The following is a 23,500-nucleotide window of genomic DNA, read 5'->3' on the forward strand; positions in this document are numbered from 1 at the left end:
CCAACCCGTAGGACACCACATGAACCATCTGACCAAGCTAGTGGCCGCGTGCAGTCTTTGCGCGGTGTCGGCATTCGCAATGGCCGATACGACCGTGACTCTCGGACTTTCCGGCCCGCTCACGGGGCCGCAGGCCGGCAGCGGCAAGGACAACGAGAACGGCGCGAAGCTCGCGATCGCCGACATCAACCAGCACGGCCTGACCGTGAACGGCCAGACCGTGAAGCTCGCGCTCGATTCGGAGGACGACCAGGGCGATCCGAAGGTCGGCGTGCAGATCGCGCAGAAGCTGGCCGACAGCCCGGCGCTCGCGATCCTCGGGCCGAACAATTCCGGCGTCGCGATCCCGGCCGCGCGGATCTTCCAGAGCGCCGGCGTGGCGGTGCTGCCGGTGGCCTCGAACCCGGCGCTGACGGCGCAGGGCTACGACACGATCTTCCGGATCGGCGCGAGCGACGCGCAGCTCGGCGGCTCGATGGCCGATTTCGCGCACGACGTGCTGAAGGCGAAGAAGGTGGCCGTGATCGACGATCGCACCGCCTACGGCCAGGGCATCGCGCAGGAATTCCTGAACGAGGCGCAGCGGATCGGCCTGAGCGTGGTGGGGCGCGAGTACACGAGTTCGAACGCGGTCGATTTCCGCGCGATCCTGACCAACCTGAAGGCCAAGGCGCCTGACGCGATCTTCTACGGCGGCTACTCGGCGCAGGCCGGCCCGATGCTCAAGCAGATGCACTCGGCCGCGATTACGGCCAAGCTGCTCGGCGGCGACGGCATGTGCTCGGCAGAACTGCCGCAGCTGGCCGGCGACGCCTCGGCCGACGCGTTCTGCGCGCAGGGCGGCTCGGCGCTCGACAAGACCGCGGCGGGCCGCGCGTTCATCCAGCGCTACCAGGCGGCCTATCACGTCGACATGCTGGTCTACGCGGCGAACTTCTACGACGGCGTGATGATGGTGGCGAAGGCGATGCAGGCCACCGGCACCACCACCGATCGCGCCAAGATCCGCGCCTATCTGGCCGGGATCAGCTACGACGGCATCGCCGGGCACTATGCGTTCGACGCGAACGGCAACCTGAAGGGCGCGCCGACGACTGTCTACACGTTCCGCAAGAACGCGTTGACGCCGTACTAGGCGGCACGTCATCCGGGCGACGCGCGGCGTCGCCCGGACGAAATGAATGACATGCCCGACATGGACGACATGCCTGCTCCGGTCGGTCCGTCCCGCGCCGCGGCGGCCGCGAATCCGTCGCGCCGCGGAACCTGGGTGCTGCTCTCGCACGCGATGGATCTCGCCGGGCAACGGCAGGTTGGTGGCATGCGCCGCGTGAAGAGCCGCAGCTGTCTCAGCCTGTCAACCATACTGCGCCGCTCGAAACGCCCTCGCTGGAGGCGCGGACCGCGGCAGCGAGCAAGATTCAAAAAGCCTTCCGTAGCGCGCGTACATTGCAGCGGCAGAAAAGCCTGCTGATGGGGCCATTGGAGGAGGTGCGCAAATACGGCTCGGGTGAGCAAGGCGTCTCGAGTGCGTCCGAAGCCGTGCCGGGAACCTTGAGCCCCTATGCCCAGCTGACCAAGATGAAAGGCCCCGCCGCGATTCAGAACAATTTTTACGATGGCGAAGGTCGGTTGCACTATCAGGTGGATTTCGCGACGCATGGGATGATGCCGTCGGGCCATTGGCACGAACTGTTTGCCAAGGGGGATGCCGGCAGCGGACACTCGGCGACGGGCGGCAACGCTGTCCACTATCCACCCTCGACGGCGCCGGCGCATTTCCACCAGACGGTGGGCAACGTGCCGCTTGCGCAGGAGGTCGCCAACATGAACAAAGACCTCCCGAGCAAGCCGGCGCAGCGTCAGGCCGTGATTGAACAGGCCATCGGCAAGCTGGCCGCATCGCAAGGCGTGGAACCGGCCGTCGTGAAGAAAGATCAAGCCCGGATGCGGGCCGAGGTCAAACGGTCCGGCAGGCATACTTCAACGCGTCGAGTCCGAAGAAATAGCGCGACGGCTGGCACGCAGTGCCGTCTGGGTATCCGGCAGCCCCGTCGCGAGCGGGGCTGTTGTTTGCGCCACGCGCGCGACCGAGCCCGACGAGCTGACTTGTCAGGCCGCCTCGCCGGCGAACCGTGCCGAAGCGGAACCATTGCCGATGAGATTCCGATTCGTGTTGATTCGAAATGAAAATAAAAGACAAGAAAAATATGATTTTCATGTCGGTAATTTAAAATAATTCAGTGAATTTTATCTGAGTTTCGTTTGAATATTCAAGAGTAATCGATCCCATCGCTGATCGTGCGATCGATTGAAGCAGTGTAAATCTGCGCGGCGTTATTCATGCAACAATGGCGCATGTTTTGAAAGCCATGTTCCGTCCGCGGTAAATGTCAGGTCGAATCGGCAAACCGCCGAACGACGCCCATTCTCCGGGCGGTGCGAACCCACCATCCAGACGGGAATGCCACCATGAATGCGAAGACTCCTGCGGGCGATGATCCACGGCAAGATCGGGTGAGTCGTATCCTGGTCTGGATTCTGGTGGTGACTACCGCGCTCTGCTGGGCCGGAATGGTGGTGGCGACGCACGCCACCTATCGGCAGGCAGCACCGCTGCCACAGCAGATCGCCACCTCGAACGGCACGGTAATCATGCGTTATGCCGATATCGTTGCCGGTAAATCCGGTTTTCAAAAATCCGATTTGATGGATTACGGCAGCCTTTACGGAATGGGTGCTTATTTCGGTGAGGATTTCACTGCCAAATATCTGGTGCGGCTGGCCAAGGACGTGCGCAACAATCTGGCGCTTGCGCGTTATGGCGAACCATTCGATCTGATTGCGGCCGACCGGCAGGCGAGCGTGACACGCGCCATGCAGGCGCAACTTCAGGCGATCGACCTGAGCCGGCCGCGGGTCGTGATTGCCGATGACGTGGCCCAGGCGATTCAATCGCTGCGCGAGCAGATCGCCACCGCGTTGCTCAAGGACGATTTCGCTCGCGGCTATACGGGCGCCCGCAGCCTCGATGCGTCCAGCGCGCAGCAAACGGCGGATTTCCTGCTCTACTCTTCGCTGACCACGGTCGCACGGCGCCCAGGCAAGGACTATTCATGGACCGTCAACTGGCCGCCCGAGCCGCTCGTCGGCAATACCCCCACCGCGGCGACGTTCGTATGGACCTGGGTCTCGTTCGTGCTGGTGTTTTTCGCGATCGGCGCGATCCTGGTCGTGTTTCGCCTCTGGATCGAGCCGAAGGCCGGCAACGAAACGTTCGAGTCGACGCTGCGCGGTTTCGATCGGCCGACGCCGAGCCAGCGCGCCTTGTGGAAATACTTTTTCCTGGTGGCTGTCATCCTGCTGGTGCAGATTCTCGCCGGCTCGATCATGGGCCATTACTACACCGACCGCGCCAGCTTCTACGGCATCGCGATCGATCGATGGCTGCCGTTCGCGTTCCTGCGCAGCGTCCACCTCCAGGCGCCGATCGTCTGGATCGGCGTGAGCTGGATCGGCGCCGGCCTGTTTCTGGCGCCGCTGATCGGCAAGCGCGAACCGGCCGGGCAGCGGCGGCTGGTCGATCTGATCTTCTGGGTGCTGGTGGTGATCGTGGCGGGCGCCTTGCTCGGCGATTATCTGGGCGTGATGGGGCTGATCCGGAAGCACTGGTTCTGGTTCGGCAACCAGGGGCTGTCCTACCTCGAACTCGGGCGCTTCTGGCAGATGCTCTTTTTCGTCGGACTGGCGCTCTGGTGCCTGGTATTGCTGCGCGCGTTCTGGCCGACCCTGACGTCGCTGTTCAGACAGGGCGGCGGCTCGTTCTACGGCCTGTTCCGTCTCGAGCACCTGCTGTGGGTCAGCACGCTCAGTGTCACCGTGCTCTACGTGTTCGGCATGATCCCGCTGGCCTCGCCCAATCCCTCGTTTTCGATTACCGACTTCTGGCGCTGGTGGGTCGTGCATCTGTGGGTGGAGCTGGCCTTCGAGCTGTTCACGGTGGCGGTGACCGGCTACTTCCTGATGGCGCTCGGGCTCGTGTCGCGGCAGATGGCCGAGCGCGCGATGTTGTTCGAGTGGATTCTGATTTTCATCGGCGGCGTGCTTGGCACCGGCCATCATATGTACTGGGCGGGCGAGCCCGACCTCTGGATCGGGGTCGGCAGCATGTTTTCGTTCATCGAGGTCCTGCCGCTCTTTCTGCTGGTGCTGGAGGCGATCGAGCAGCAGCGGCGCATCCGGAGCGAAACGGGATTCCCGTATCGGCTCGCCTATCTCTTCATCCTCGGCTCGGCCTTCTGGAATTTCGTGGGGGCCGGCGTGTTCGGCGGCGGCACGCTCAATGCGCCGCTCGTCAATTACTACGAGCACGGCACCTTCCTCACGCTCAATCACGCCCACACGTCGTTGTTCGGGGCCTTCGGCCTGCTGGCGATCGGCCTGCTGTACATGGTCCTGCGCTATCTGCACGGCGACAGGCCGTGGAGCGATCGTTGCGGGCTATGGGCGTTCTGGCTCTACAACATCGGCCTCGTCATGTGGATCACGATGAATTTCTATCCGGTCGGCTGGCCGCAGCTGGAAGCCGTCTACACGCACGGCTATGCGTTCGCGCGCAGCCTCGCGTTCTACGACACCACGCTCTTCTGGCAGTGGATGCGCATGCCCGGAGATATCGTGTTTGCCGCCGGCGCGGTGTTGATGGCCTGGGACTTCGTGGTGAAACTGCTCGATCAGCGTCGGCGGCGCACGACGGATCGCTGCTGACCCGCGGCGCTGCCGCGCGTCGCGCCCGCAATAAACGGGCGTGATCACGCCCGTTCGTTTTTCCGGGCTGGACTGCGCCTTCCGCGCCATCGCGGCCCGAAATCCCCTCATAGTGCGCGGTGCAGACTCGTACCGCAGGCGAGCCGACGCATTATCAGAACGAGGGAGGCGACAATGGTCCACCTTACAGGATTGACCGTCCGGGCACCGGACTCCGGCGAGCCGAGCGCCGAGCGCCCGGCCGAGCCCGCCGTCGGAACTTGGCCGTCGGCGCAGCAGCATCCGGGCGGGCCGCTGGCCGGCCTGTCGGTCCGCACGCCGCGCCGCAAGGCCGAGCGCAGCGCCGAAGATGACCACGCCGCGCAGGCGAAGAGCGGGCCGGCACCGGGCGCGCTCGAACGGTTGCAGTACGCTTTCAAGCCCGGCTTGGACCGGCTCTACGGTCTCGACACCGTGCGCGAGGACGTGCAGGAACACCTCGAGGACCATCTGGCGGCCGACCCGCCCGAAGCGAGCAGCGACGTGACGGTCGATCGCCTCAACAACCGTCTGGGGCTGTCGCTGCCGGATCGGCCGGACCAGCCGGGCCGCTCGCTGCAGGCGTTCCGGCCCGACGCGTCCGCCCATCCGGCCGATCGGGCCTTCCACGCGTTTCTGACGGAACAGGAAGGCGAGCGAGGCAAGCGTTTCGATTTCCGTCTCAAGGACGATCGCATCCGCCGCGCCTGCAAGCTCGCCATCGACTTCGCCGCGCAACAGGGCGGGACGGTGCATTTCCTGCTCGGCGGCATGCAGGCGTCGATGGGCAACATCGTCAACAAGCGCAATTTCAGCCAGCACGGCAACAAGGATTTCACCGCGTCCGAGCTGCGCTATGTCTACCGCAACCGGGACCGCCTGCGCGACAGCGTGCAGTTCTACGACAGCCAACTGCAGCCGACCGATGCGCCATGGGAAAGCGACCCCGAGCTATGGTCGCAATATCGGCCGCATGAAACGAGCCACTCGTGGCCGCGCGCGGTCGGATCGCTGCTGGCGACGCCGCTGCCGCAATCGGCGCTGAATTCGAAGCCGATCACGCCGGCCGGCCACCCTGCCGCGGCGCTGGACTTCAGCGCCTTGTCGACGCAGCTGTCGCGGCTGACGCAGCGCTCGCCGTCGCCTTTGTCGGGGACGGACGACGAAAGCGAAGCCGGTCGCGCCGCGCCGATTCCGACGCTTGAGCCGGCGCGCGCGTATCCGGACGCGCCGCCCGGCCGCAACCTGCGCGACGCATCGCGGCCACGCGGAACGCGTCGAACGCGCGGCGCCGGGCCGGCCCGGCCCGTGAATCGGCTCAGATCAGCGGCGGCCCGTCGTAGGGCGCCTCGGCGGTGGCGGCCGCCGCCGGACCTGCCGGCGCGCCGGCATCGCTGGCGCCCTCGCGGTCCGCGCCCGCCTCGGCGTCCTCGGCCGTCTCGCCCGGCACCGCCGCCGCGGCGCCGCCTTTTTCCCGATACGCGGCCGGCGTCGCGCCGAACTGCTTGCGGAACTCGCGCCCGAGGTGCGAGGCGTCGGCGAAGCCGCAGCTCGACGCGATGTCGGCCACCGTGCGGTCCGAGCTCGTCAGCAGCCAGGCGGCGGTGCGCAGCCGCACCTGCTTGGCATAGGCCTGCGGGCTCTTGCCCGTCTCCGCCTTGAACAGCCGCTCCAGCTGCCGCGCCGACAGATCGAGCTTGCAGGCCAGTTCCTCGAGCGGCAGCGCGCGCCCGACATGCTGCTCCATCAGCAGGATCGCGCGCTTGACCTTCGGATGCGTGGCGGGTTCGAGCCCGGGCGGATGCGGCTGCGGCGCGTTGCCTTTCTGCATCTCGCCCACCAGCAGGATGCGCAGTGCCTTCTGCACGGTCGCGTGATCGAAGTGGCGCAGCAGGATCGCGGCGGCCACGTCGATCGAGGCGCGCCCGCCCGAGCAGGTGATGCGGCGCCGGTCGACCACGAACAGCCGGTCGGCGATCAGCAGCTCCGTATCGACGCCGGGAAAGCGCTCGATGAAATCCCAGTAGTGAAACCAGCTCACGCAGATCCGGTGCGCCTCGAGCACGCCCGCGCGCATCAGCGCGAACACGCCGGTGCAGATCCCCACCACGTTCGCGCCGGCCTGCGCCGCGGCGCGGATGAAGCGCAGCGTCTCGGGGCCGGCCTGCGGCCCCGAATGCAGCAGCCCGCCCACCACCACCACGTAGTCGAACGGCTCGGCTTCGTCGAAGCGCTGCCACGGCGTGATCTGGATCCCGCAGCTCGCGCGCACCGGCGCGAGCGTGTCGCCGATCACGGTCCAGGCGCAGCGCACCGGCTTGCTGTGGTCGCCGTCGTCGGCCGACAGCCGCAGCATGTCGACGAAACCGGAAAACGCGGTGAGCGTGAAATTCGGCAACAGCACGATGCCGAAGCGCAGCCGGGTGGGGGCGGCGTCGGCGGACAGCAGCGAGGCGGGCAGGTCGGGCGTCATTGCAGCATAGTCAGGGAAAACCGGGAGAGCGCCGGACGGCGGCGCCCCACGTACCGAGCGTCGCCGATCGAGCGGGGGCGGACTTGCGTTTTTCCGTCGCCGATCATCGTCAAAACGCTGTTTTCGGGGATGCCGCCGCCCCGGTGGCGGCGGCATCCCACTTCGATGCCGCTTTTGTTCTATCGGCGGATTTTACGCTTTGATGTACTGACGCCCAATGTCCAACCGTTGCGTATCCACCGGAGAAGCAGTCAGATGAACGTCAGCGTTTTCGATCTGTTCAAGATCGGCATCGGTCCGTCGAGCTCGCACACGGTCGGTCCGATGATCGCGGCCTGCCGGTTCGCCTCGCACGTGGAGGACGCCAACCTGCTGGCGTTCGTGCGCCGCGTGCGGGTGGAGCTGTACGGCTCGCTCGGCGCGACGGGCAAGGGCCACGGCACCGACAAGGCGGTGCTGCTGGGGCTGGAGGGCCACCTGCCGGACCTGATCGATCCCGACCTGATCGAGCCGCGCCTGAAGGCGATCCGCGCCGAGAAGACCCTCAACCTGCTCGGCCGGCACACGGTGCGCTTCGAGGAGAAGGAAGACCTGGGGTTCTACCGCCGCATGATGGCCGGCACCGGCATCGTCCACCCGAACGGCATGCGCTTCCAGGCGTTCGACGAGCACGGCCAGCTGCTGGTGGAAAAGGAGTATTACTCGATCGGCGGCGGCTTCGTGGTGAACCGCGACGGCGACCGCGTGAACGGCGTGCGCGCGGCCACCGAGGTGCCGTACCCGTTCCGCACCGGCGACGACCTGCTGCGCGCCTGCCGCGAGAGCGGCCTGTCGATCGCCGAGCTGACGTTCCGCAACGAATGCGCGCTGCGCCCGGCCGAGGAAGTGCGCGCCGGGCTGCTGGCGATCTGGCAGACCATGGCGGCCTGCGTCGAGCGCGGTTGCAAGGTGGAGGGCGAGCTGCCCGGGCCGATGCGCGTCAAGCGCCGCGCGGCCGAACTCTGCAACCGGCTGCGCAGCCGCTCCGAGGAATCGCTGCGCGACCCGCTGTCGATGCTCGACTGGGTCAACCTCTACGCGATGGCCGTCAACGAGGAGAACGCGGCGGGCGGCCGGGTCGTGACGGCGCCCACCAACGGCGCGGCCGGCGTGATTCCGGCGGTGCTGCACTACTACGTGAAATTCGTGCCGGGCTCGAACGAGCAGGGCATCGTCGAGTTCCTGCTGACGGCCGCCGCGATCGGCATCATCTACAAGGAAACCGCCTCGATCTCGGGCGCCGAGGTGGGCTGCCAGGGCGAGGTGGGGGTGGCCTGCTCGATGGCCGCCGCCGCGCTCGCCGCCGTGATGGGCGGCAACGCCGACCAGGTCGAGAACGCCGCCGAGATCGGCATGGAGCACAACCTCGGCATGACCTGTGACCCGGTGGGCGGCCTCGTGCAGATCCCCTGCATCGAGCGCAACGCGATGGGCGCGATCAAGGCGCTGAACGCCTCGCGCATGGCGCTGAAGGGCGACGGCCAGCACTACGTGTCGCTCGACTCGGTGATCAAGACGATGCGCGAGACCGGCGCGGACATGAAGACGAAATACAAGGAAACGTCGCGCGGTGGCCTCGCCGTGAACGTCATCGAATGCTAAACCAAGGTAACTGCAAATGAGCCGCTACTCGATATTCAGCCTGTTCCGCAACGGCCTGTCGTACCACGAGAACTGGGAACGACAGTGGAAGAGCCCCGAGCCGAAGAAGGAGTACGACGTCGTGATCGTCGGCGGCGGCGGGCACGGGCTGGCCACCGCCTACTACCTCGCGAAGGAGCACGGCATCACCAACGTGGCGATCCTCGAGAAGGGCTGGATCGGCGGCGGCAATACCGCGCGCAACACCACCATCGTGCGCTCGAACTACCTGTGGGATGAGTCGGCCGGGCTCTACGAGAAGGCGATGAAGCTCTGGGAAGGGCTCTCGCAGGATCTGAACTACAACGTGATGTTCAGCCAGCGCGGCGTGATGAACCTCGCGCACACGCTGCAGGACGTGCGCGACACGCAGCGTCGCGTCAACGCGAACCGCCTCAACGGGGTGGACGCCGAATTCCTCACGCCGGCGCAGATCAAGGAGATCGAGCCGACCATCAACCTGAACAGCCGCTACCCGGTGCTCGGCGCCTCGATCCAGCGCCGCGGCGGGGTGGCGCGCCACGACGCGGTGGCCTGGGGCTACGCGCGCGGCGCCGACCGCGCCGGCGTGGACATCATCCAGAACTGCCAGGTGATCGGCATCCGCCGCGACGGCAACGCCGTGACCGGCGTGGACACCGTGAAGGGCTTCATCAAGGCCAGGAAGGTGGCGGTGGTGGCGGCCGGCAACACCTCGACGCTGGCCGACATGGCCGGCGTGCGGCTGCCGATCGAGAGCCATCCGCTGCAGGCGCTGGTGTCCGAGCCGATCAAGCCGGTGGTCAACACGGTGGTGATGTCGAACGCCGTGCATGCCTACATCAGCCAGTCCGACAAGGGCGACCTCGTGATCGGCGCCGGCATCGACCAATACACGGGCTTCGGCCAGCGCGGCAGCTTCCAGATCATCGAGGGCACGCTGGAGGCGATCGTCGAGATGTTCCCGGTGTTCTCGCGCGTGCGCATGAACCGCCAGTGGGGCGGCATCGTCGACGTCTCGCCCGACGCCTGCCCGATCATCAGCAAGACCGACGTGAAGGGCCTCTACTTCAACTGCGGCTGGGGCACGGGCGGCTTCAAGGCCACCCCGGGCTCGGGCTGGACCTACGCGCACACCATCGCGCGCGACGAACCGCATCCGCTGAACGCGCCGTTCGCGCTCGACCGCTTCTACAGCGGCCACCTGATCGACGAGCACGGCGCCGCCGCCGTCGCCCACTGACCCACGCCACGAGGAACCACAACATGCTGCTGATCGAATGCCCGTGGTGCGGGCCGCGCGCCGAATCCGAATTCTCGTGCGGCGGGGAAGCCGACATCATGCGTCCGCTCGACACCGACGCGCTCTCCGACCGCGAGTGGGGCGACTACCTGTTCATGCGCAGGAACCCGCGCGGCGTGCATCGCGAGCAATGGCTGCATACGCAGGGCTGCCGCCGCTGGTTCAAGGCCACGCGCGACACGGTGAGCTACGACATCCAGGGCTACGAGACGTTCGGCGTGCCCGCACACGACGCACAAGACGCACACGAGGGCAACACGAAATGAGCCAGAAAGACCGCCTGAGCGCGGGTGGCCGGGTCAACCGCGCGATTCCGCTGACCTTCACGTTCAACGGCCGCACCTATCAGGGCTTCCAGGGCGACACGCTCGCCTCGGCGCTGCTCGCCAACGGCGTGCATTTCGTCGCGCGCAGTTTCAAGTATCACCGCCCGCGCGGCATCGTGACGGCCGACGTGGCCGAGCCGAACGCCGTCGTGCAGCTGGAGACGGGCGCCTACACGGTGCCGAACGCGCGCGCCACCGAGATCGAGCTGTACCAGGGGCTGGTGGCCAGCAGCGTGAACGCCGTGCCGTCGCTCGAGAACGATCGCATGGCGATCAACCAGAAGTTCGCGCGCTTCATGCCGGCCGGTTTCTACTACAAGACCTTCATGTGGCCGCGCAGGTTCTGGCCGAAGTACGAGGAGAAGATCCGCGAGGCGGCGGGCCTCGGCAAGGCGCCCGAGCAGCTCGACGCCGACCGCTACGACAAGCAGTTCGCGCATTGCGACGTGCTGGTGGTGGGCGGCGGGCCGACCGGGCTGGCGGCCGCGCACGCGGCGGCCGTCTCGGGCGCGCGCGTGATCCTGGTGGACGACCAGCGCGAGCTCGGCGGCAGCCTGCTGTCGTGCCGCGCCGAGATCGACGGCCGGCCGGCGCTGCAGTGGGTCGAGAAGATCGAGGCCGAACTCGCACGCCTGCCCGACGTGAGGATCCTCACGCGCAGCACCGCGTTCGGCTATCAGGACCACAACCTCGTCACGGTCGCGCAGCGCCTGACCGAGCACCAGCCGGTGTCGATGCGCAAGGGCTCGCGCGAGCTGCTGTGGAAGGTCCGCGCGAAGCACGTGATCCTCGCCACCGGCGCGCAGGAGCGGCCGATCGTGTTCGGCAACAACGACCTGCCCGGCGTGATGCTGGCGGGCGCGGTGTCCACCTACATCCATCGCTACGGCGTGCTGCCGGGCCGCAACGCCGTGGTGTTCACCAACAACGACCGCGGCTACCAGACCGCACTCGACCTGAAGGCGCACGGCGCGAAGGTGACCGTGGTCGATTCGCGCAAGGGCGCGGACGGCGCGCTGCCGGCCGCCGCGAAGAAGCACGGCGTGGCCGTGATGAGCGGCTCGGTGGTGGCCACCGCCAACGGCCGGCAGCACGTGCAGTCGGTGGAGATCGCGTCCTACGCGAACGGCAGGACCGGCGCCACCACCGCCACGCTCGGCTGCGATCTGCTGGCGATGTCGGGCGGCTTCAGCCCGGTGCTGCACCTGTTCGCGCAGTCGGGCGGCAAGGCGCACTGGCACGACGAGAAGGCCTGTTTCGTGCCGGGCAAGGCGGTGCAGCGCGAGACCAGCGTGGGCGCGGCGGCCGGCGAGTTCTCGCTGGCGCGCGGCCTGCGGCTGGCCGTCGATGCCGGCGTGGAGGCCGCCAGGGCCGCCGGCTTCGGCAGCGCGCAGCGCCCCGTCGCGCCGCAGGCGACCGATCTGGCCGAGGCCGCGCTCGAACCGCTCTGGCTGGTGGGCAGCGGCGAGCAGGTCACGCGCGGGCCGAAGCGCTTCGTCGATTTCCAGAACGACGTCGGCGCGGCCGACATCCTGCTGGCCGCGCGCGAGGGCTTCGAGTCGGTCGAGCACGTCAAGCGCTACACCGCGATGGGCTTCGGCACCGACCAGGGCAAGCTCGGCAACATCAACGGCATGGCGATCCTCGCGCAGGCGCTCGGCAAGACGATTCCCGAGACCGGCACCACCACCTATCGCCCGAACTACACGCCGGTCACGTTCGGCGCGTTCGCGGGCCGCGAGCTGGGCGACTTCCTCGACCCGGTCCGCAAGACCTGCGTCCACGAATGGCACGTCGAGCACGGCGCGCTGTTCGAGGACGTCGGCAACTGGAAGCGCCCCTGGTATTTCCCGAAGCCCGGCGAGGATCTGCACGCGGCCGTGGCGCGCGAATGCCTGGCGGTGCGCAACAGCGTCGGCATCCTCGACGCCTCCACGCTCGGCAAGATCGACATCCAGGGCCCCGACGCGGTCAAGCTGCTGAACTGGGTCTACACGAACCCCTGGAACAAGCTGGAAGTGGGAAAGTGCCGCTACGGCCTGATGCTCGACGAGAACGGCATGGTGTTCGACGACGGCGTGACGGTGCGCCTCGCCGAGCAGCACTACATGATGACCACCACCACCGGCGGCGCGGCGCGCGTGCTGACCTGGCTGGAGCGCTGGCTGCAGACCGAATGGCCCGACCTGAAGGTGCGCCTGTCGTCGGTCACCGACCACTGGGCGACGTTCGCCGTGGTCGGCCCGAACAGCCGCAAGGTGGTGCAGAAGGTCTGCCAGGACATCGACTTCGCGAACGGCGCGTTCCCGTTCATGAGCTATCGCGAGGGCACCGTGGCCGGCGTGAAATCGCGCGTGATGCGGATCAGCTTCTCGGGCGAGCTGGCCTATGAAATCAACGTGCCGGCCAACGCGGGCCGCGCGGTCTGGGAAGCGATCATGGCGGCCGGCGCCGAGTACGACATCACGCCTTACGGCACCGAAACGATGCACGTGCTGCGCGCCGAGAAGGGCTACATCATCGTCGGCCAGGACACCGACGGCTCGGTCACGCCGCACGATCTCGGCATGAGCGGCCTGGTGGCGAAGTCGAAGGACTTCCTCGGCCGGCGTTCGCTGTCGCGCTCGGACACGACGCGCGAGAACCGCAAGCAGTTCGTCGGCCTGCTGACCGAGGACCCGGCGATCGTGCTGGAGGAAGGCGGCCAGATCGTGGCGCCCGACGCGAGCGCGAACGCCGACGGCCTGACGCCGATGATCGGCCACGTCACGTCGAGCTACTACAGCCCGATCCTGAAGCGCTCGATCGCGCTCGCGGTGGTGAAGGGCGGCCTGAACAAGATGGGGCAGCCGGTGGCGATCTCGCTCGCGAACGGCAAGCGCGTGGTCGCGAAGATCACGAGCCCGGTTTTCTACGACACCGAAGGGGTACGTCAGAATGTGGAATGAAACGAGAAATCAGACTTCGGTGGCCGTGCAACCGGCGGGCCTGCGGCTCGAGTCGCCGCTGGTCGGCGCGCAGGACGTGCTGAAGCCGCATCAGGGCCGCGCTTCGCAGAAGTTCCAGCTGCGCGAGCGGCCGTTCCTCGATCTCGTCAACGTGCGCGGCGAGGCGGGCGATCCGGCGTTCGTCGCCGCGTTCGAGCAGGTGGTCGGCTGCCGGCCGCCCGTCAAGCCGAACACGGTGGCGCGCGGCGCTGACTACGACGTGCTGTGGCTCGGCCCCGACGAATGGCTGGTGCGCTCGCACGGCCCGGTGGTGGCCGGCCAGCTCGAAGGCCGGCTCGCGCCGGCGCTGGCCGGGTGCTACGCGGCGGCGGTGGACGTCGGCAGCGGCTACACCGTGCTCGAGATCAGCGGCGAGCGCGTGCGCGACGTGATCTCGCGCGGCTGTCCGCTCGACCTGCATCCGCGCGGCTTCGGCGTGGGCCAGTGCGCGCAGAGCCATTACTTCAAGGCCTCGCTGACGCTGGTGCCCACCGGCGAGCAGCGCTACGAACTGGTGATCCGCCGCAGCTTCGCCGACTACTTCGTGCGCATCATGCTCGACGCCGCGGCGCCGCTCCAGCCATGAAGCCGGTCGACGGTCCGTTCGGCTCGCTCGAACCGCCGCGCGGGCGCGGCTGGAGCGTGTTCATCGACGAGCTGCGGGTGCCGGCGCGGATCGGCATCCATCCGCACGAGCACGAGGCGCCGCAGCCGGTCGTGATCGACGCGCGGCTCGGCTACCGGTGCGAGCCGGCCGAGCACGGCGCGAGCGGCTACATCGACTACGACGGCTATTGCGCGCGCGTGGCGGCGTGGCTCGCGCACAAATCGCACACGCGGCTGCTCGAAACGCTGGTGGTGGAGCTGGCCGCGCTGTCGTTCGACGAATGGCCGGCGCTCGAATCGATCACGCTCGCGCTGCACAAGCCGAAGATCCGGCCCGGGACACGGCGCGTCGGCGTGCAGCTGGACTGGACCCGCGCCGATTACGCGGCGTGGCGCGCGGCCGTGGCGGCGCGCGAACGCGGGCTCGCCACGGCGGCGATGGGCGGGTATGGGGAGATGGCCACGCATTGATGCGTGGCGCATGCCGCGTCGTGTCCGATGCCGGCGGCGTTCAACGATCGAAGGCGGGCGAAGCGCCCGCTCGTGCTCAGTGCGAGAGCAGCGCGCTGCGCTCGCCTTCGAGCGAGATGATGCGCGCGACGATGCCGTGCAGCTGCGCGCGTTGCGCCGGCTGCAGGCCGTCGCTGGCCAGGATCGCCTCGAGGCGCTCGCGCCAGTAGGCGAGCGGCGCCGGTTCGCCGTTGGCGAGGCAGCCGACCAGTTGTTCGAGGGCCGACAGATCGCCGTCGATGGACGTGGAACTCATCACACACACTCCTGATTTGACATCGAACGGCGCTGCGCGGCGAGCGGCGAGCCGGGCCGGAACCGCCGCCCGCCCCGCCGCGAGGCGGGGGCGGGCGGCGCTCCGGACGGGGCGCGCCGCTTACTTCTTCAGCGCGTCCTTCGCGTCGCCGACGCCCTTGCGTGCCTCGCCGGCCGCCTGCTGGAGATCACCCTTGACCTCCTGCTTCGTGTTGCCGGTCGCCTTGCCGACGGCCTCGTTCACCTTGCCCTTCACTTGCTCGGCGGTGCCCTTCACGTGGTCCTTGTTCATGATCTTCCTCCTCTCATAAGTCGTGCTCGTTTCAGACGGATCGAATCCCGCCGTCACGGGAATGAATCGTCTCGCGGCGAACGCGGGCATTGCGCGTAACGAAATGCCTGCGGGCGCAACCAGACGACGCAGTGCGTTGCATGCCACGCGCGGGGCTGCCGCGCGCGGCCGCGAAGTTCAGTTCATGTGGCCGTTGGTGGCTTTCTTCTTCAGCTCGGGCGGCAGGCCCTGCATCAGGTCCGACATGTCGTCGGCGTGTTCCTCTTCCACCGCGAGGATGGTTTCGAACAGGCGGCGCGTGGTCGGATCCTTGTCGCCGAGGTACTGGATCGCGTCGCGATAGCTGTCGATCGCGATCCGCTCCGCGACCAGGTTCTCGACGATCATGTCGACCAGCGACGAGCCTTCCACGTATTCGGCATGGCTGCGTGCCGCGAGCCCGTCCGGCGCGAGGTCGGGGCTGCCGCCGAGCTGGACGATGCGCGCGGCGATCATGTCGGCGTGGCTCTGTTCCTCGTTCGAGTGCGTGAGGAACTCGTCGGCGATCGCCGACGACTGAATGCCCTTGGCCATGTAGTGATGGCGCCGGTAGCGCAGCATGCAGACGATTTCGGTGGCGAGCGCCTCGTTGAGCAACCGCAGGACGGTGTCGCGGTCGGCGCCGTAGCCGGCCGTCACGGCGCCGTCGTCGACGTGCTTGCGGGCGCGTTCGCGCAGGGTCTGGACATCGGTCAGTTTCGTGCTGTGGGTCATCGCAATCCTCTTTATTCGTTCGTCGAAGAAGAATCGGGCCGGCGTCCGGTGCGGCCTCGGCGGCATCGTGTGCCGCCGGGCGCGGCGTCCGGGCGGCGCCCGACGCATTCGCCTCGATGCATTCGTGTCGATCTGGCGCTGGCCGGATGGAACGGGCCGGCGCGCCTTCCCTTCAAGCAGGTCCCGTGCCCGTTCGCGCGGCGGGACGCCGCGAGGCGCGGCACGGCGGCTGGGCGATGCGCCCGGCGGCCATGCGGGGCGGGGCTCGGAGCGGGATCGAGAAACTCGGGGAAAGGCGAGAGGGAACGAAGGCGCGGCGTATGTGCGCCGACGCACGAGAGCCGCGCGCGTGGTCGATATCACCCGCGACGCGAGCGCACTTGTAATTCCTACACGGCGCTTGGGGACATGCGAAACGACCTGCGCTCGCGGGGCAGAGGCGTCGCTCCGGCGTTCAGCGGGGGCCTGCGGCTTTCGCCGGGCGCCGGTCGCGCAGCGACGGCGAGCGCTCGGTCAGCGCGGGCGAGGCGGCGGATGACGTGGTGGATACGGCGGATGAGGTGGCGAGCGCAGCGTCCCGCGCAGGCGGCTGCGCCGCCTCGGCGTTCCGCGCCTGCGCGAACTGCCGGCGCCAGGCCACCGGCGTGGTGCCGCGCGCGGCCTTGAACTGCCGGTTGAAATGCGCGGTGCCCGGAAAGCCCGAGCGCTCGGCGATCACCGATACCGGCAGCGTCGTGTCGGCCAGCAGCCGGCAGGCATGGCCGAGCCGCACGCGCGTGACGTAGCGGCCCACGCTCTCGCCGAGATGTCGCGCGAACTGGCGCGTGAGCGTGCGTTCCGACAGGCCGGCCGCCTTCGCGAGCGCGGCGAGCTGCAGCGGCCTGGCGTACTGCGTGTCGATCAGCGCGAGCACGCGCGCGAGCCGCTCGGGCTCGTGGCCGCCGAGCGTGCCGGCCGCCGCGCCGAACGCGCTCGGCGTGGCGAGCGGCTCGGCCGGCGTGGCGGCCAGCGCATGCAGCACCTCGAGCACCGCGTTCAATCGCTCGCGCGGCGCGTCGGCCAGCAGCGCGTCGAGCCGCTCGCGCATGCGCGTGCCGGCGCCGTCCTCGAAGCGCAGCCCGCAGGCCGCGCGCCGCAGCAGGTCGCGCAGGCCATTGTGTTCGGGGCAGACGTCGGCGAGCCGGTGTAGCCAGGCGCCGTCGAACCAGATCACGATCGCCACCTGCGGGCCGCCCGCCTCGATCGAGCGGTTCGACGCCCAGGTGTGCGGCAGGTTGGGCGGCACCAACACCAGATCGTCGGCGCCGTAGGCGGCCACCGAGTCGCCGATGTAGCGCTTGCCGCGGCTGTTCATCGTCAGCGTCAGTTCGTACTCGGGGTGGTGGTGCCACTCGAACGGGATCCGCAGCAGCCGTCGGTGATAGATCCGCACCGAACAGCCGGCGCCGAAATCGACATGCTCGTAGGCTGCCTTCATGTGGCCGAATCCGCAGGGACAAAGGCCGGATCGTATCACCGACGCAGGGCGCGCCGGCATACGATTTGCAGCACCCCACCACCATCCGGAGACGACATCATGGCCCTGCACATCGACGACTTGCCGGCCGCCATCCGCGCGGCCAAACGCGAACTGCGCGCGGCGCTGCCGAATCATCGCGAGGTGTTCGCCGAGGTCGAGGCGGCGATGCGCGAGACGGCGCGCGAGATCGCCGCGCTGCGCGATCGCGGCGCCGCCGTGATTCCCGAGATCCGCTTCGAGGACATCGCTGCCGGGCGAGTCGAGGCCGGGCTGATCGCGCTCGTGAAGCAGCGCGGTGCCTGCGTGATTCGCGGCGTGTTCGCGCGCGAGCAGGCCGAGCGCTGGGATCGCGAGATCGCTGATTACGTCGCGCGCAACGATCTGGACGCGCGGCTCGCGCACCGCGCCGAGGACAAGTATTTCGGCCAGCTCGCGTCGAGCCGGCCGCAGATCTACGGCGTGTACTGGTCGGCGCCGCAGGTGGCCGCGCGCCAGTCGCCGGCGCTGACGCGGGCGCGCGTGTTCCTGAACCGGCTGTGGCGCGCGACGGGCGAGGGCGGCGAGCGCCACTTCGATCCCGAGCGCGTGCCGGCCTATGCCGACCGCCTGCGCCGGCGCCCGCCCGGCTCGGCCTCGCTGGGGCTGTCCGCGCATTGCGACGGCGGCTCGGTGGAGCGCTGGATCGAGGCGAATTTCCGGCGCGTCTACCGGCACGTGTTCGCCGGCAACTGGCGCGACTACGATCCGTTCGACGCCGCGTGGCGCACCGAGGTGGAGGAGATCGCCTCGCCGGCCGTCTGCTCGATGTTCCGCACTTTCCAGGGCTGGACCGCGCTGACGCCGCAAGGTCCCGGCGACGGCACGCTGCAGCTGGTGCCGATCGCCAACGCGATGGCCTACCTCCTGCTGCGCGCGCTGCAGGACGACGTGGCCGACGACGACCTGTGCGGCGCGATGCCGGGCCGCGCGCTGTCGATCCGGCCCGAGTACCACGCGCCGCTGTTCGACGCGCTGTCGTCGATTCCGCCGATGCAGCCGGGCGACACCGTGTTCTGGCACGGCGACGTGATCCACGCGGTCGAGGACGAGCACCGCGGCGGCGGCTACAGCAACGTGATGTACATCGCGTCGGCGCCGGGCTGCGCGAAGAACGACGCGTACCTGCGGCGGCAGTGGCCGCAGTTCGTCGAGGGTCGCAGCCCGCCCGATTTTCCCGCCGATCACTTCGAGACCGACTTCACCGGCCGCGCGACGGCCGACGACCTGACGCCGGTCGGGCGCGAGCAGATGGGCGCGCCGCTGCCGCGCTGAGCGCGGCCGGCCGGTTCAGGTCAAATCAGATTCACGGCCGGCTCGGGACCCGCTTCAGGGCTCCCCGGCGACGCAGTATTCGGTGAAGCCCGGGCGCGCCGTCAGGCGGCGGTAGTAAGCGGCGACGGCGTCGAGCGCGGGGCGCTCGAACGGCGTGTTGAACCAGCGATGCACCGACAGGCCGATCGCGATGTCGGCGATCGAATACTGCGCGCCGGCCACGAACGCGCCGGTCTCGCGCAGCCGGCCGTCGAGCGTGCGCATCTGGCGCGTCCAGCTCGCGATCGAGGCGGCCACCGCCTGCGGGTCCTGATGCGCGGGCGAGCGCCGGCCGAGGCCCATGAACGCGTAGATCCACGAGCGATTCAGGTCGGTGGCCTGCCAGTCGAGCCACTGGTCGATGCGGGCGCGCTCGCGCGGCGCGGCCGGGTAGAGCGCCTCGCCGCCGTGGCTCGATGCCAGGTAGCGCAGGATCGCGTTCGATTCCCACAGCACGAAGTCGCCGTCGCGGATCACCGGCACCAGGCCGTTCGGATTCAGCGCGAGGAACTCGGGCGTGTCGGTCGAGCGAAAGCCCGCGCCCCAGTCCTCCCGCTCGAACGGCAGCTGCAGCTCGGCGCAGAGCCACAGCACCTTGCGCACGTTGATGGACGGTGTCTTGCCGAGAATCTGCAGCATGGAGCCTCCGCTCGCGATCGATGTCGAGCGGGCAGTGTAAGCGACGGCGCGCGGCGCGGCCAATGGCGAAACGCACGGCACCGGCCGGCCGCCTTGCACCGGCCGCCCCGGCCGCGCCGCGCGCGCGATGGCGCGAGGCCGGCGCGGCCCGCGTGGGTCAGAAGAGCTGGCGCAGGCCGATGCTGACGAGGGTCTGCGAGCGGGTGGCCGCCGAATGGCCGTTCGCCTTGTCGGACGCCGACGCGGTGGCGGCGGTGGGCCGGCCGGACGCGTCGAGCGTCATGCCCGAGGCGTGCTGGTAGGCGCCGAGCAGGTAGACCGTGGTGCGCTTCGAGAGGTCGTAGAACGCGCCGAGCGAGGCGTCGTGGTAGGTCGCGCTTTCGTCGAGGCCGTCCACGTCGCCGCGGCGCATGTAGTTGTAGCCCGCGAACAGCCGCGTGTTGGGCGCCACCTTCCACTGCGTGAAGAGGCCCGCGATGTTGAACGTGGCGTGGCCGTGGTACAGCGAATTGCCGCCCGCGCGGTACTGCACGTTGCTGTAGTTGGCGCCCACCAGCACCGGGCCGAAATCCCAGGTCGCGCCGGTGGCGAGGATCTGCTGCGTCTGCGCGCTCGCGAAGCCCTCGCTGATCGACGAGCCGAAGGTGCCGTCGTCGCTGCTGTCCCAGCGGCCGCTGCCCGGCGCGAGCGGGCCGGCGCGGCCGTTGTCGGCGCGCTCGAAGCCGGCGCCGAGCTTGAGCGGCCCGTTCGCGTAGGCCGCGCCCACGCTCCAGGTGCTGCGCCGCTTCATGCTGCCGGCCTGGTTGCCGAAGCCGTACATCGCGCCGAACGTGAGGCCGTCGTAGTTGGCGCTGGTGTACTTGACCGCGTTGTCGACGCGCACGGTCTGGTCGAGATCGTCGATGTCGCCGGGGTGCGCGGCGTAGCCGCCCGAGAATTTCACCGGCGACACGCCGTTCACGAAATCGTCGAGCGAGGTGTACTGGCGGCCCATCGTCAGCGTGCCGTAGCGTTCGTTGCCGAGCCCGACGAAGGCCTGCCGGCCGAACAGGCGGTTGCCCTGCTGCGAGGTGCCGTTGGCGATCTCGAAGCCGTTCTCGAGCGCGAAGATCGCGCGCCAGCCGCCGCCCAGCATTTCGGTGCCGCGGATGCCCCAGCGGCTGCCGGACAGCGCGCCGCCCGCGAGCGCGAGAGTCGAATGGCCGGCCGCGCCCGGCCCGGTGCCGGTTCGTTCGTTGCTGCGGTAGGTGAGGCCGGCATCGACGATGCCGTAGAGCGTGACCGAGCTTTGTGCCCAGGCGGCGGTGGCGAGTGGGAGCAGCAGCGAGGCTGCGGCGAAGTGTTTTTTCATCGTCTGATCCGAGCGTGGTTGTCGTTGTGGCGTCCGGCCGGGACGCGAGGCGGACCGGTGACGCGTGCGAGTACGGAGACGAGGCCGGCGGCGCGGTCGGATGGTGCCGCGGGCCGGGTCCGGCCGGCGCGCGCGGCGGGTGAGCTGGTGGCGCGCCGGCGTGGGCCGTCTGGCCATCGCCTCCGTGCGCGCATGGTAGGAGCCGGCGCGGCGCGAATTAACGTGAACGATGCGAATAGATTGTTTCGGGCGATGTCCCGGCGCGGGCTCGTGTGGATGCCGCGATCGGCGCGCGCGCCGCCCGGCGGGCACCCGCGCTCGACGGGCGGCACACGCTCTCGAAATGCTTCGAGCCGGCGGCGCGACGAAATACCCCGGCCGTCATGCGGTGACGGCACAACACAAGGTCGGTGCGGTGCCGCATGCGGGCGCGCGATGAGACACCGCGCAGGAGCGCCGCGCGGCGAGTGGCGTGCGAAGTGCCGGGTGCGGCGTGCCGAGCGGTGTGCGGAAGGCGAAGTGGCGCGCGAACCTACACGCGCGAGCGAATCGGCAGGTCGGCCGTGCGCGGCGCCCTGCGCGAGAGCCTTGCACGCACGGGCGTATCCACGTAGCGGTCGAGCAGCGCCACCAGCACGAGCATCGCGACGACGAACACGGCGAGCGCGCCCTTGCCGTAGTGATGGCCCTGCGTGGCCGGCAGGCGCGCGAGCAGCAGGAGCATCGGCACGTGGAGGATATAGAGGCCGTAGGACGTGCGGCCGAGGAAATCGAACGCCGGCAGCAGCGCGGCCGGCGGCTCGAACGAGGTGGCGAGCCGCACGATCAGCGGCACCGCCAGCAGCACTTCCGCGATCACGGCCAGCCCGGTCCAGCGCGCCGGAATCTGCGCGCACAGCAGCAGCGCCGTGACGGCCAGCGCGAGCAGCGACCACGGCGCGCTGGCCGGGCGTCGCGCGCGGTCGCGCAGCCGGAAGAGCAGCACGCCGGCCGCGAACGAGAACGTCACGCGCGCCACCGCGATGACGGTGCCGGACAGGTCCCAGCCGGCGTCGATATTGTGGTGCGTCCAGGCATGCGCGCCGATCACGAGCGCCGCCGGCACCATGCAGCCGAGCAGGACGCGCAGCCCGCCGTTCGCGAGCGCACGCGCATAGGCGAGGTTGGCGAGGATCTCGTAGAACAGCGACCAGGCCGGATTGTTGACCGGATAGAGCGGTGCGGCGCGCGACGGCAGCATCAGCAGCGAGAGCGCGACGAAGGTCGCGGTGGCGGCCGTCGACGGAACCTGATGGCCGTGCGCGCGGGCGAGCGCGATGAAATAGCTCGTCAGGCCCACCGCGGTGGCGATCAGGTACAGCGGGAACAGGCGGATCAGGCGCAGCTTCGCGAATGCCGGGAAGCTCAGGCTGCCCGTGCGCAGCCGCGCTTCATAGGCATTGGCCACCACAAAGCCGCTGATCGCGAAGAACAGGTCCACGGCCAGATAGCTCTGCTGGAAGCGCGGTGACGCAAACACCAGCGGCGTATGGCGAAACACGATCAGGATCGCGGCGACGCCGCGTATCGCATCCAGGTTGGCGTACTTCGACGTCGTCATGTTCGATGGCGAGGGCAGCGGAAAGCGCGCGGTCAGGGCGGCGGCCGGGACGGGCCGGCGCGAGTGGGCGTGATTGTACGGCCTCACGATGCCGCCGCGCGAACGGGGAACGAACGGCGCGGGGCGAATTCGGGTGGACCCACGCGGGTTCGCATCGCGTCCGCGACAACGTGCTGCCGGCGGGATCCGTTTCCCGCCGGGCGCGCGCGGTGGACGCTAGAGTCGCGCGGCCCGACCGTCGATGTCGGACCGGGCCCGGCGCCCGAAGGCAAGCCCCATGCCCGGCGCGCGCGTCCGGGGCACGCGAAAGCGCATGAAACATGGAAAGCGAACAGCCCGACAGCCACCTTGCAGTGGCCTCGAAATTTTTTTGAATTTCTTCTAGACGACTGGTCTATTCGTGCGTATAGTCCGTCCATGGCTAACGCACACCCCTCTCAATCCGGCGACGTCCGCGACAACATCATTGCTGTCGGGCAGCGTCTGATCGGCGCCAAAGGCTTTGCCGGCGTCGGCTTGAACGAGTTGCTGTCGGAAGCCGGCGTGCCGAAGGGATCGTTCTATCACTACTTCGGCTCGAAGGATGCGTTTGGCGTGGCATTGCTCGAAAGCTATTTCGACGATTACCTGGCCGACCTAGACCGCACGCTGTCGCAGCCGGGCCTGAACATGGCCGAACGGCTCATGGACTACTGGCGGGTCTGGCGCGAAACGCAGTCGTTCTACGACTGCCAGGGCAAGTGCCTCGCGGTCAAGCTCGGCGCTGAGGTGGCGGACATGTCGGAAACCATGCGCGCCACGCTGAACCGCGGCACGGCGGGCATCGTCAGCCGCCTGGCGCAGGCGATCGAGGCCGGCGTCGCCGAGGGTTCGCTGTCGATCGAGGGTGAGGCCCGCGAGGTCGCGCAGAGCCTTTACCAGCTGTGGCTCGGCGCCAGCATCATGGTCAAGATCGTTCGCAACGTCCAGCCCTTCGAGATGGCGTTGGGAACCACGCGGCAAATGCTTCACCTGGCGCCCTGACATAGCGGGGCAGCCGGCGCACTTCCTCGGGAAGTGCTTTTTTTGACGTTGTTTATAGACGACTGGTCT

At 68.6% G+C, this 23,500-nt stretch carries 19 protein-coding genes; 11 read left to right on the plus strand and 8 right to left on the minus strand.

The annotated features are described in order from the left end of the window. Window positions 1–19: 19 nt before the first annotated feature. The 3 genes from BpN12_RS02955 to BpN12_RS02965 all read left to right on the plus strand — a co-directional run bounded on the left by BpN12_RS02955 (window position 20) and on the right by BpN12_RS02965 (window position 4,767). Window positions 20–1,135: a branched-chain amino acid ABC transporter substrate-binding protein gene (locus tag BpN12_RS02955; RefSeq protein ID WP_246793805.1), complete on the plus strand. Its 1,116-nt coding sequence runs from the start codon at window positions 20–22 to the stop codon at window positions 1,133–1,135. Between the two features lie 314 nt (window positions 1,136–1,449). Further along, window positions 1,450–2,190: a hypothetical protein gene (locus BpN12_RS02960; protein WP_246793806.1), complete on the plus strand. Its 741-nt coding sequence runs from the start codon at window positions 1,450–1,452 to the stop codon at window positions 2,188–2,190. A gap of 282 nt (window positions 2,191–2,472) precedes the next feature. Further along, complete coding sequence (locus tag BpN12_RS02965) at window positions 2,473–4,767, plus strand: nitric-oxide reductase large subunit (RefSeq protein WP_246793807.1); 2,295 nt, start codon at window positions 2,473–2,475, stop codon at window positions 4,765–4,767. A 1,336-nt stretch (window positions 4,768–6,103) separates the two neighbouring features. On the opposite strand, the gene BpN12_RS02970 is transcribed toward BpN12_RS02965, so the two are convergent. Further along, window positions 6,104–7,258 carry a GlxA family transcriptional regulator gene (locus BpN12_RS02970; RefSeq protein WP_246793809.1) on the minus strand — a complete coding sequence of 385 codons (1,155 nt, stop codon included), beginning with the start codon at window positions 7,256–7,258 and terminating at the stop codon, window positions 6,104–6,106. A 255-nt stretch (window positions 7,259–7,513) separates the two neighbouring features. On the opposite strand from BpN12_RS02970, the gene BpN12_RS02975 reads away from it, so the two are divergent. Genes BpN12_RS02975 through BpN12_RS03000 form a run of 6 tightly spaced genes read left to right on the plus strand, consistent with a single transcriptional unit; the run spans window position 7,514 to window position 14,610 of the window. Further along, the gene (locus BpN12_RS02975) at window positions 7,514–8,899 is read left to right on the plus strand and encodes an L-serine ammonia-lyase (RefSeq protein WP_246793810.1); all 1,386 of its coding nucleotides are present in this window, start codon (window positions 7,514–7,516) and stop codon (window positions 8,897–8,899) included. A gap of 16 nt (window positions 8,900–8,915) precedes the next feature. After that, window positions 8,916–10,160 carry a sarcosine oxidase subunit beta family protein gene (locus tag BpN12_RS02980; protein ID WP_246793811.1) on the plus strand — a complete coding sequence of 415 codons (1,245 nt, stop codon included), beginning with the start codon at window positions 8,916–8,918 and terminating at the stop codon, window positions 10,158–10,160. 23 nt (window positions 10,161–10,183) lie between these two features. Continuing rightward, window positions 10,184–10,486: a sarcosine oxidase subunit delta gene (locus tag BpN12_RS02985; RefSeq protein ID WP_246793812.1), complete on the plus strand. Its 303-nt coding sequence runs from the start codon at window positions 10,184–10,186 to the stop codon at window positions 10,484–10,486. After that, window positions 10,483–13,494, plus strand: coding sequence for a sarcosine oxidase subunit alpha family protein (locus BpN12_RS02990; protein WP_246793813.1), 3,012 nt, complete (start codon window positions 10,483–10,485; stop codon window positions 13,492–13,494). The genes BpN12_RS02985 and BpN12_RS02990 overlap by 4 nt, the downstream gene beginning before the upstream one ends. Then, window positions 13,484–14,119: a sarcosine oxidase subunit gamma gene (locus BpN12_RS02995; RefSeq protein ID WP_246793814.1), complete on the plus strand. Its 636-nt coding sequence runs from the start codon at window positions 13,484–13,486 to the stop codon at window positions 14,117–14,119. The genes BpN12_RS02990 and BpN12_RS02995 overlap by 11 nt, the downstream gene beginning before the upstream one ends. Next, window positions 14,116–14,610, plus strand: coding sequence for a dihydroneopterin aldolase (locus BpN12_RS03000; protein ID WP_246793815.1), 495 nt, complete (start codon window positions 14,116–14,118; stop codon window positions 14,608–14,610). Before BpN12_RS02995 ends, BpN12_RS03000 begins: the two co-directional genes overlap by 4 nt. Window positions 14,611–14,686: 76 nt before the next feature. Here the strand turns inward: BpN12_RS03000 and BpN12_RS03005 are convergent, their stop codons facing one another. The 4 genes from BpN12_RS03005 to BpN12_RS03020 all read right to left on the minus strand — a co-directional run bounded on the left by BpN12_RS03005 (window position 14,687) and on the right by BpN12_RS03020 (window position 17,426). Then, entirely contained in the window at window positions 14,687–14,905 is a 219-nt protein-coding gene (locus BpN12_RS03005; protein WP_246793816.1) for a hypothetical protein, read from the minus strand. Between the two features lie 120 nt (window positions 14,906–15,025). Then, a complete protein-coding gene (locus BpN12_RS03010) occupies window positions 15,026–15,196 on the minus strand; it encodes a CsbD family protein (RefSeq protein ID WP_070106277.1) in 171 nt (56 codons plus the stop codon). 177 nt (window positions 15,197–15,373) lie between these two features. Beyond that, entirely contained in the window at window positions 15,374–15,949 is a 576-nt protein-coding gene (locus BpN12_RS03015) for a ferritin-like domain-containing protein (protein ID WP_246793817.1), read from the minus strand. Window positions 15,950–16,403: 454 nt separating this feature from the next. Then, window positions 16,404–17,426 carry a helix-turn-helix domain-containing protein gene (locus BpN12_RS03020; protein ID WP_246793819.1) on the minus strand — a complete coding sequence of 341 codons (1,023 nt, stop codon included), beginning with the start codon at window positions 17,424–17,426 and terminating at the stop codon, window positions 16,404–16,406. Window positions 17,427–17,525: 99 nt separating this feature from the next. On the opposite strand from BpN12_RS03020, the gene BpN12_RS03025 reads away from it, so the two are divergent. Next, a complete protein-coding gene (locus BpN12_RS03025) occupies window positions 17,526–18,779 on the plus strand; it encodes a DUF1479 domain-containing protein (RefSeq protein ID WP_246793821.1) in 1,254 nt (417 codons plus the stop codon). Between the two features lie 54 nt (window positions 18,780–18,833). Here the strand turns inward: BpN12_RS03025 and BpN12_RS03030 are convergent, their stop codons facing one another. From BpN12_RS03030 to BpN12_RS03040, 3 genes are all read right to left on the minus strand, one after another. Continuing rightward, on the minus strand, window positions 18,834–19,457 hold the full coding sequence (locus BpN12_RS03030; RefSeq protein WP_246793823.1) for a glutathione S-transferase family protein: 624 nt from the start codon (window positions 19,455–19,457) through the stop codon (window positions 18,834–18,836). Between the two features lie 157 nt (window positions 19,458–19,614). Next, on the minus strand, window positions 19,615–20,808 hold the full coding sequence (locus tag BpN12_RS03035) for a porin (protein ID WP_246793824.1): 1,194 nt from the start codon (window positions 20,806–20,808) through the stop codon (window positions 19,615–19,617). Between the two features lie 532 nt (window positions 20,809–21,340). Continuing rightward, complete coding sequence (locus tag BpN12_RS03040) at window positions 21,341–22,408, minus strand: acyltransferase family protein (protein ID WP_246793825.1); 1,068 nt, start codon at window positions 22,406–22,408, stop codon at window positions 21,341–21,343. 417 nt (window positions 22,409–22,825) lie between these two features. Here BpN12_RS03040 and BpN12_RS03045 point away from each other — a divergent pair, with 417 nt between their 5' ends. Further along, window positions 22,826–23,431: a TetR/AcrR family transcriptional regulator gene (locus tag BpN12_RS03045; protein ID WP_246793826.1), complete on the plus strand. Its 606-nt coding sequence runs from the start codon at window positions 22,826–22,828 to the stop codon at window positions 23,429–23,431. The last annotated feature ends 69 nt before the right edge of the window (window positions 23,432–23,500 follow it).

This window comes from Burkholderia perseverans, assembly GCF_022870505.1.
Classification (GTDB): Bacteria; Pseudomonadota; Gammaproteobacteria; order Burkholderiales; family Burkholderiaceae; genus Burkholderia; species Burkholderia plantarii.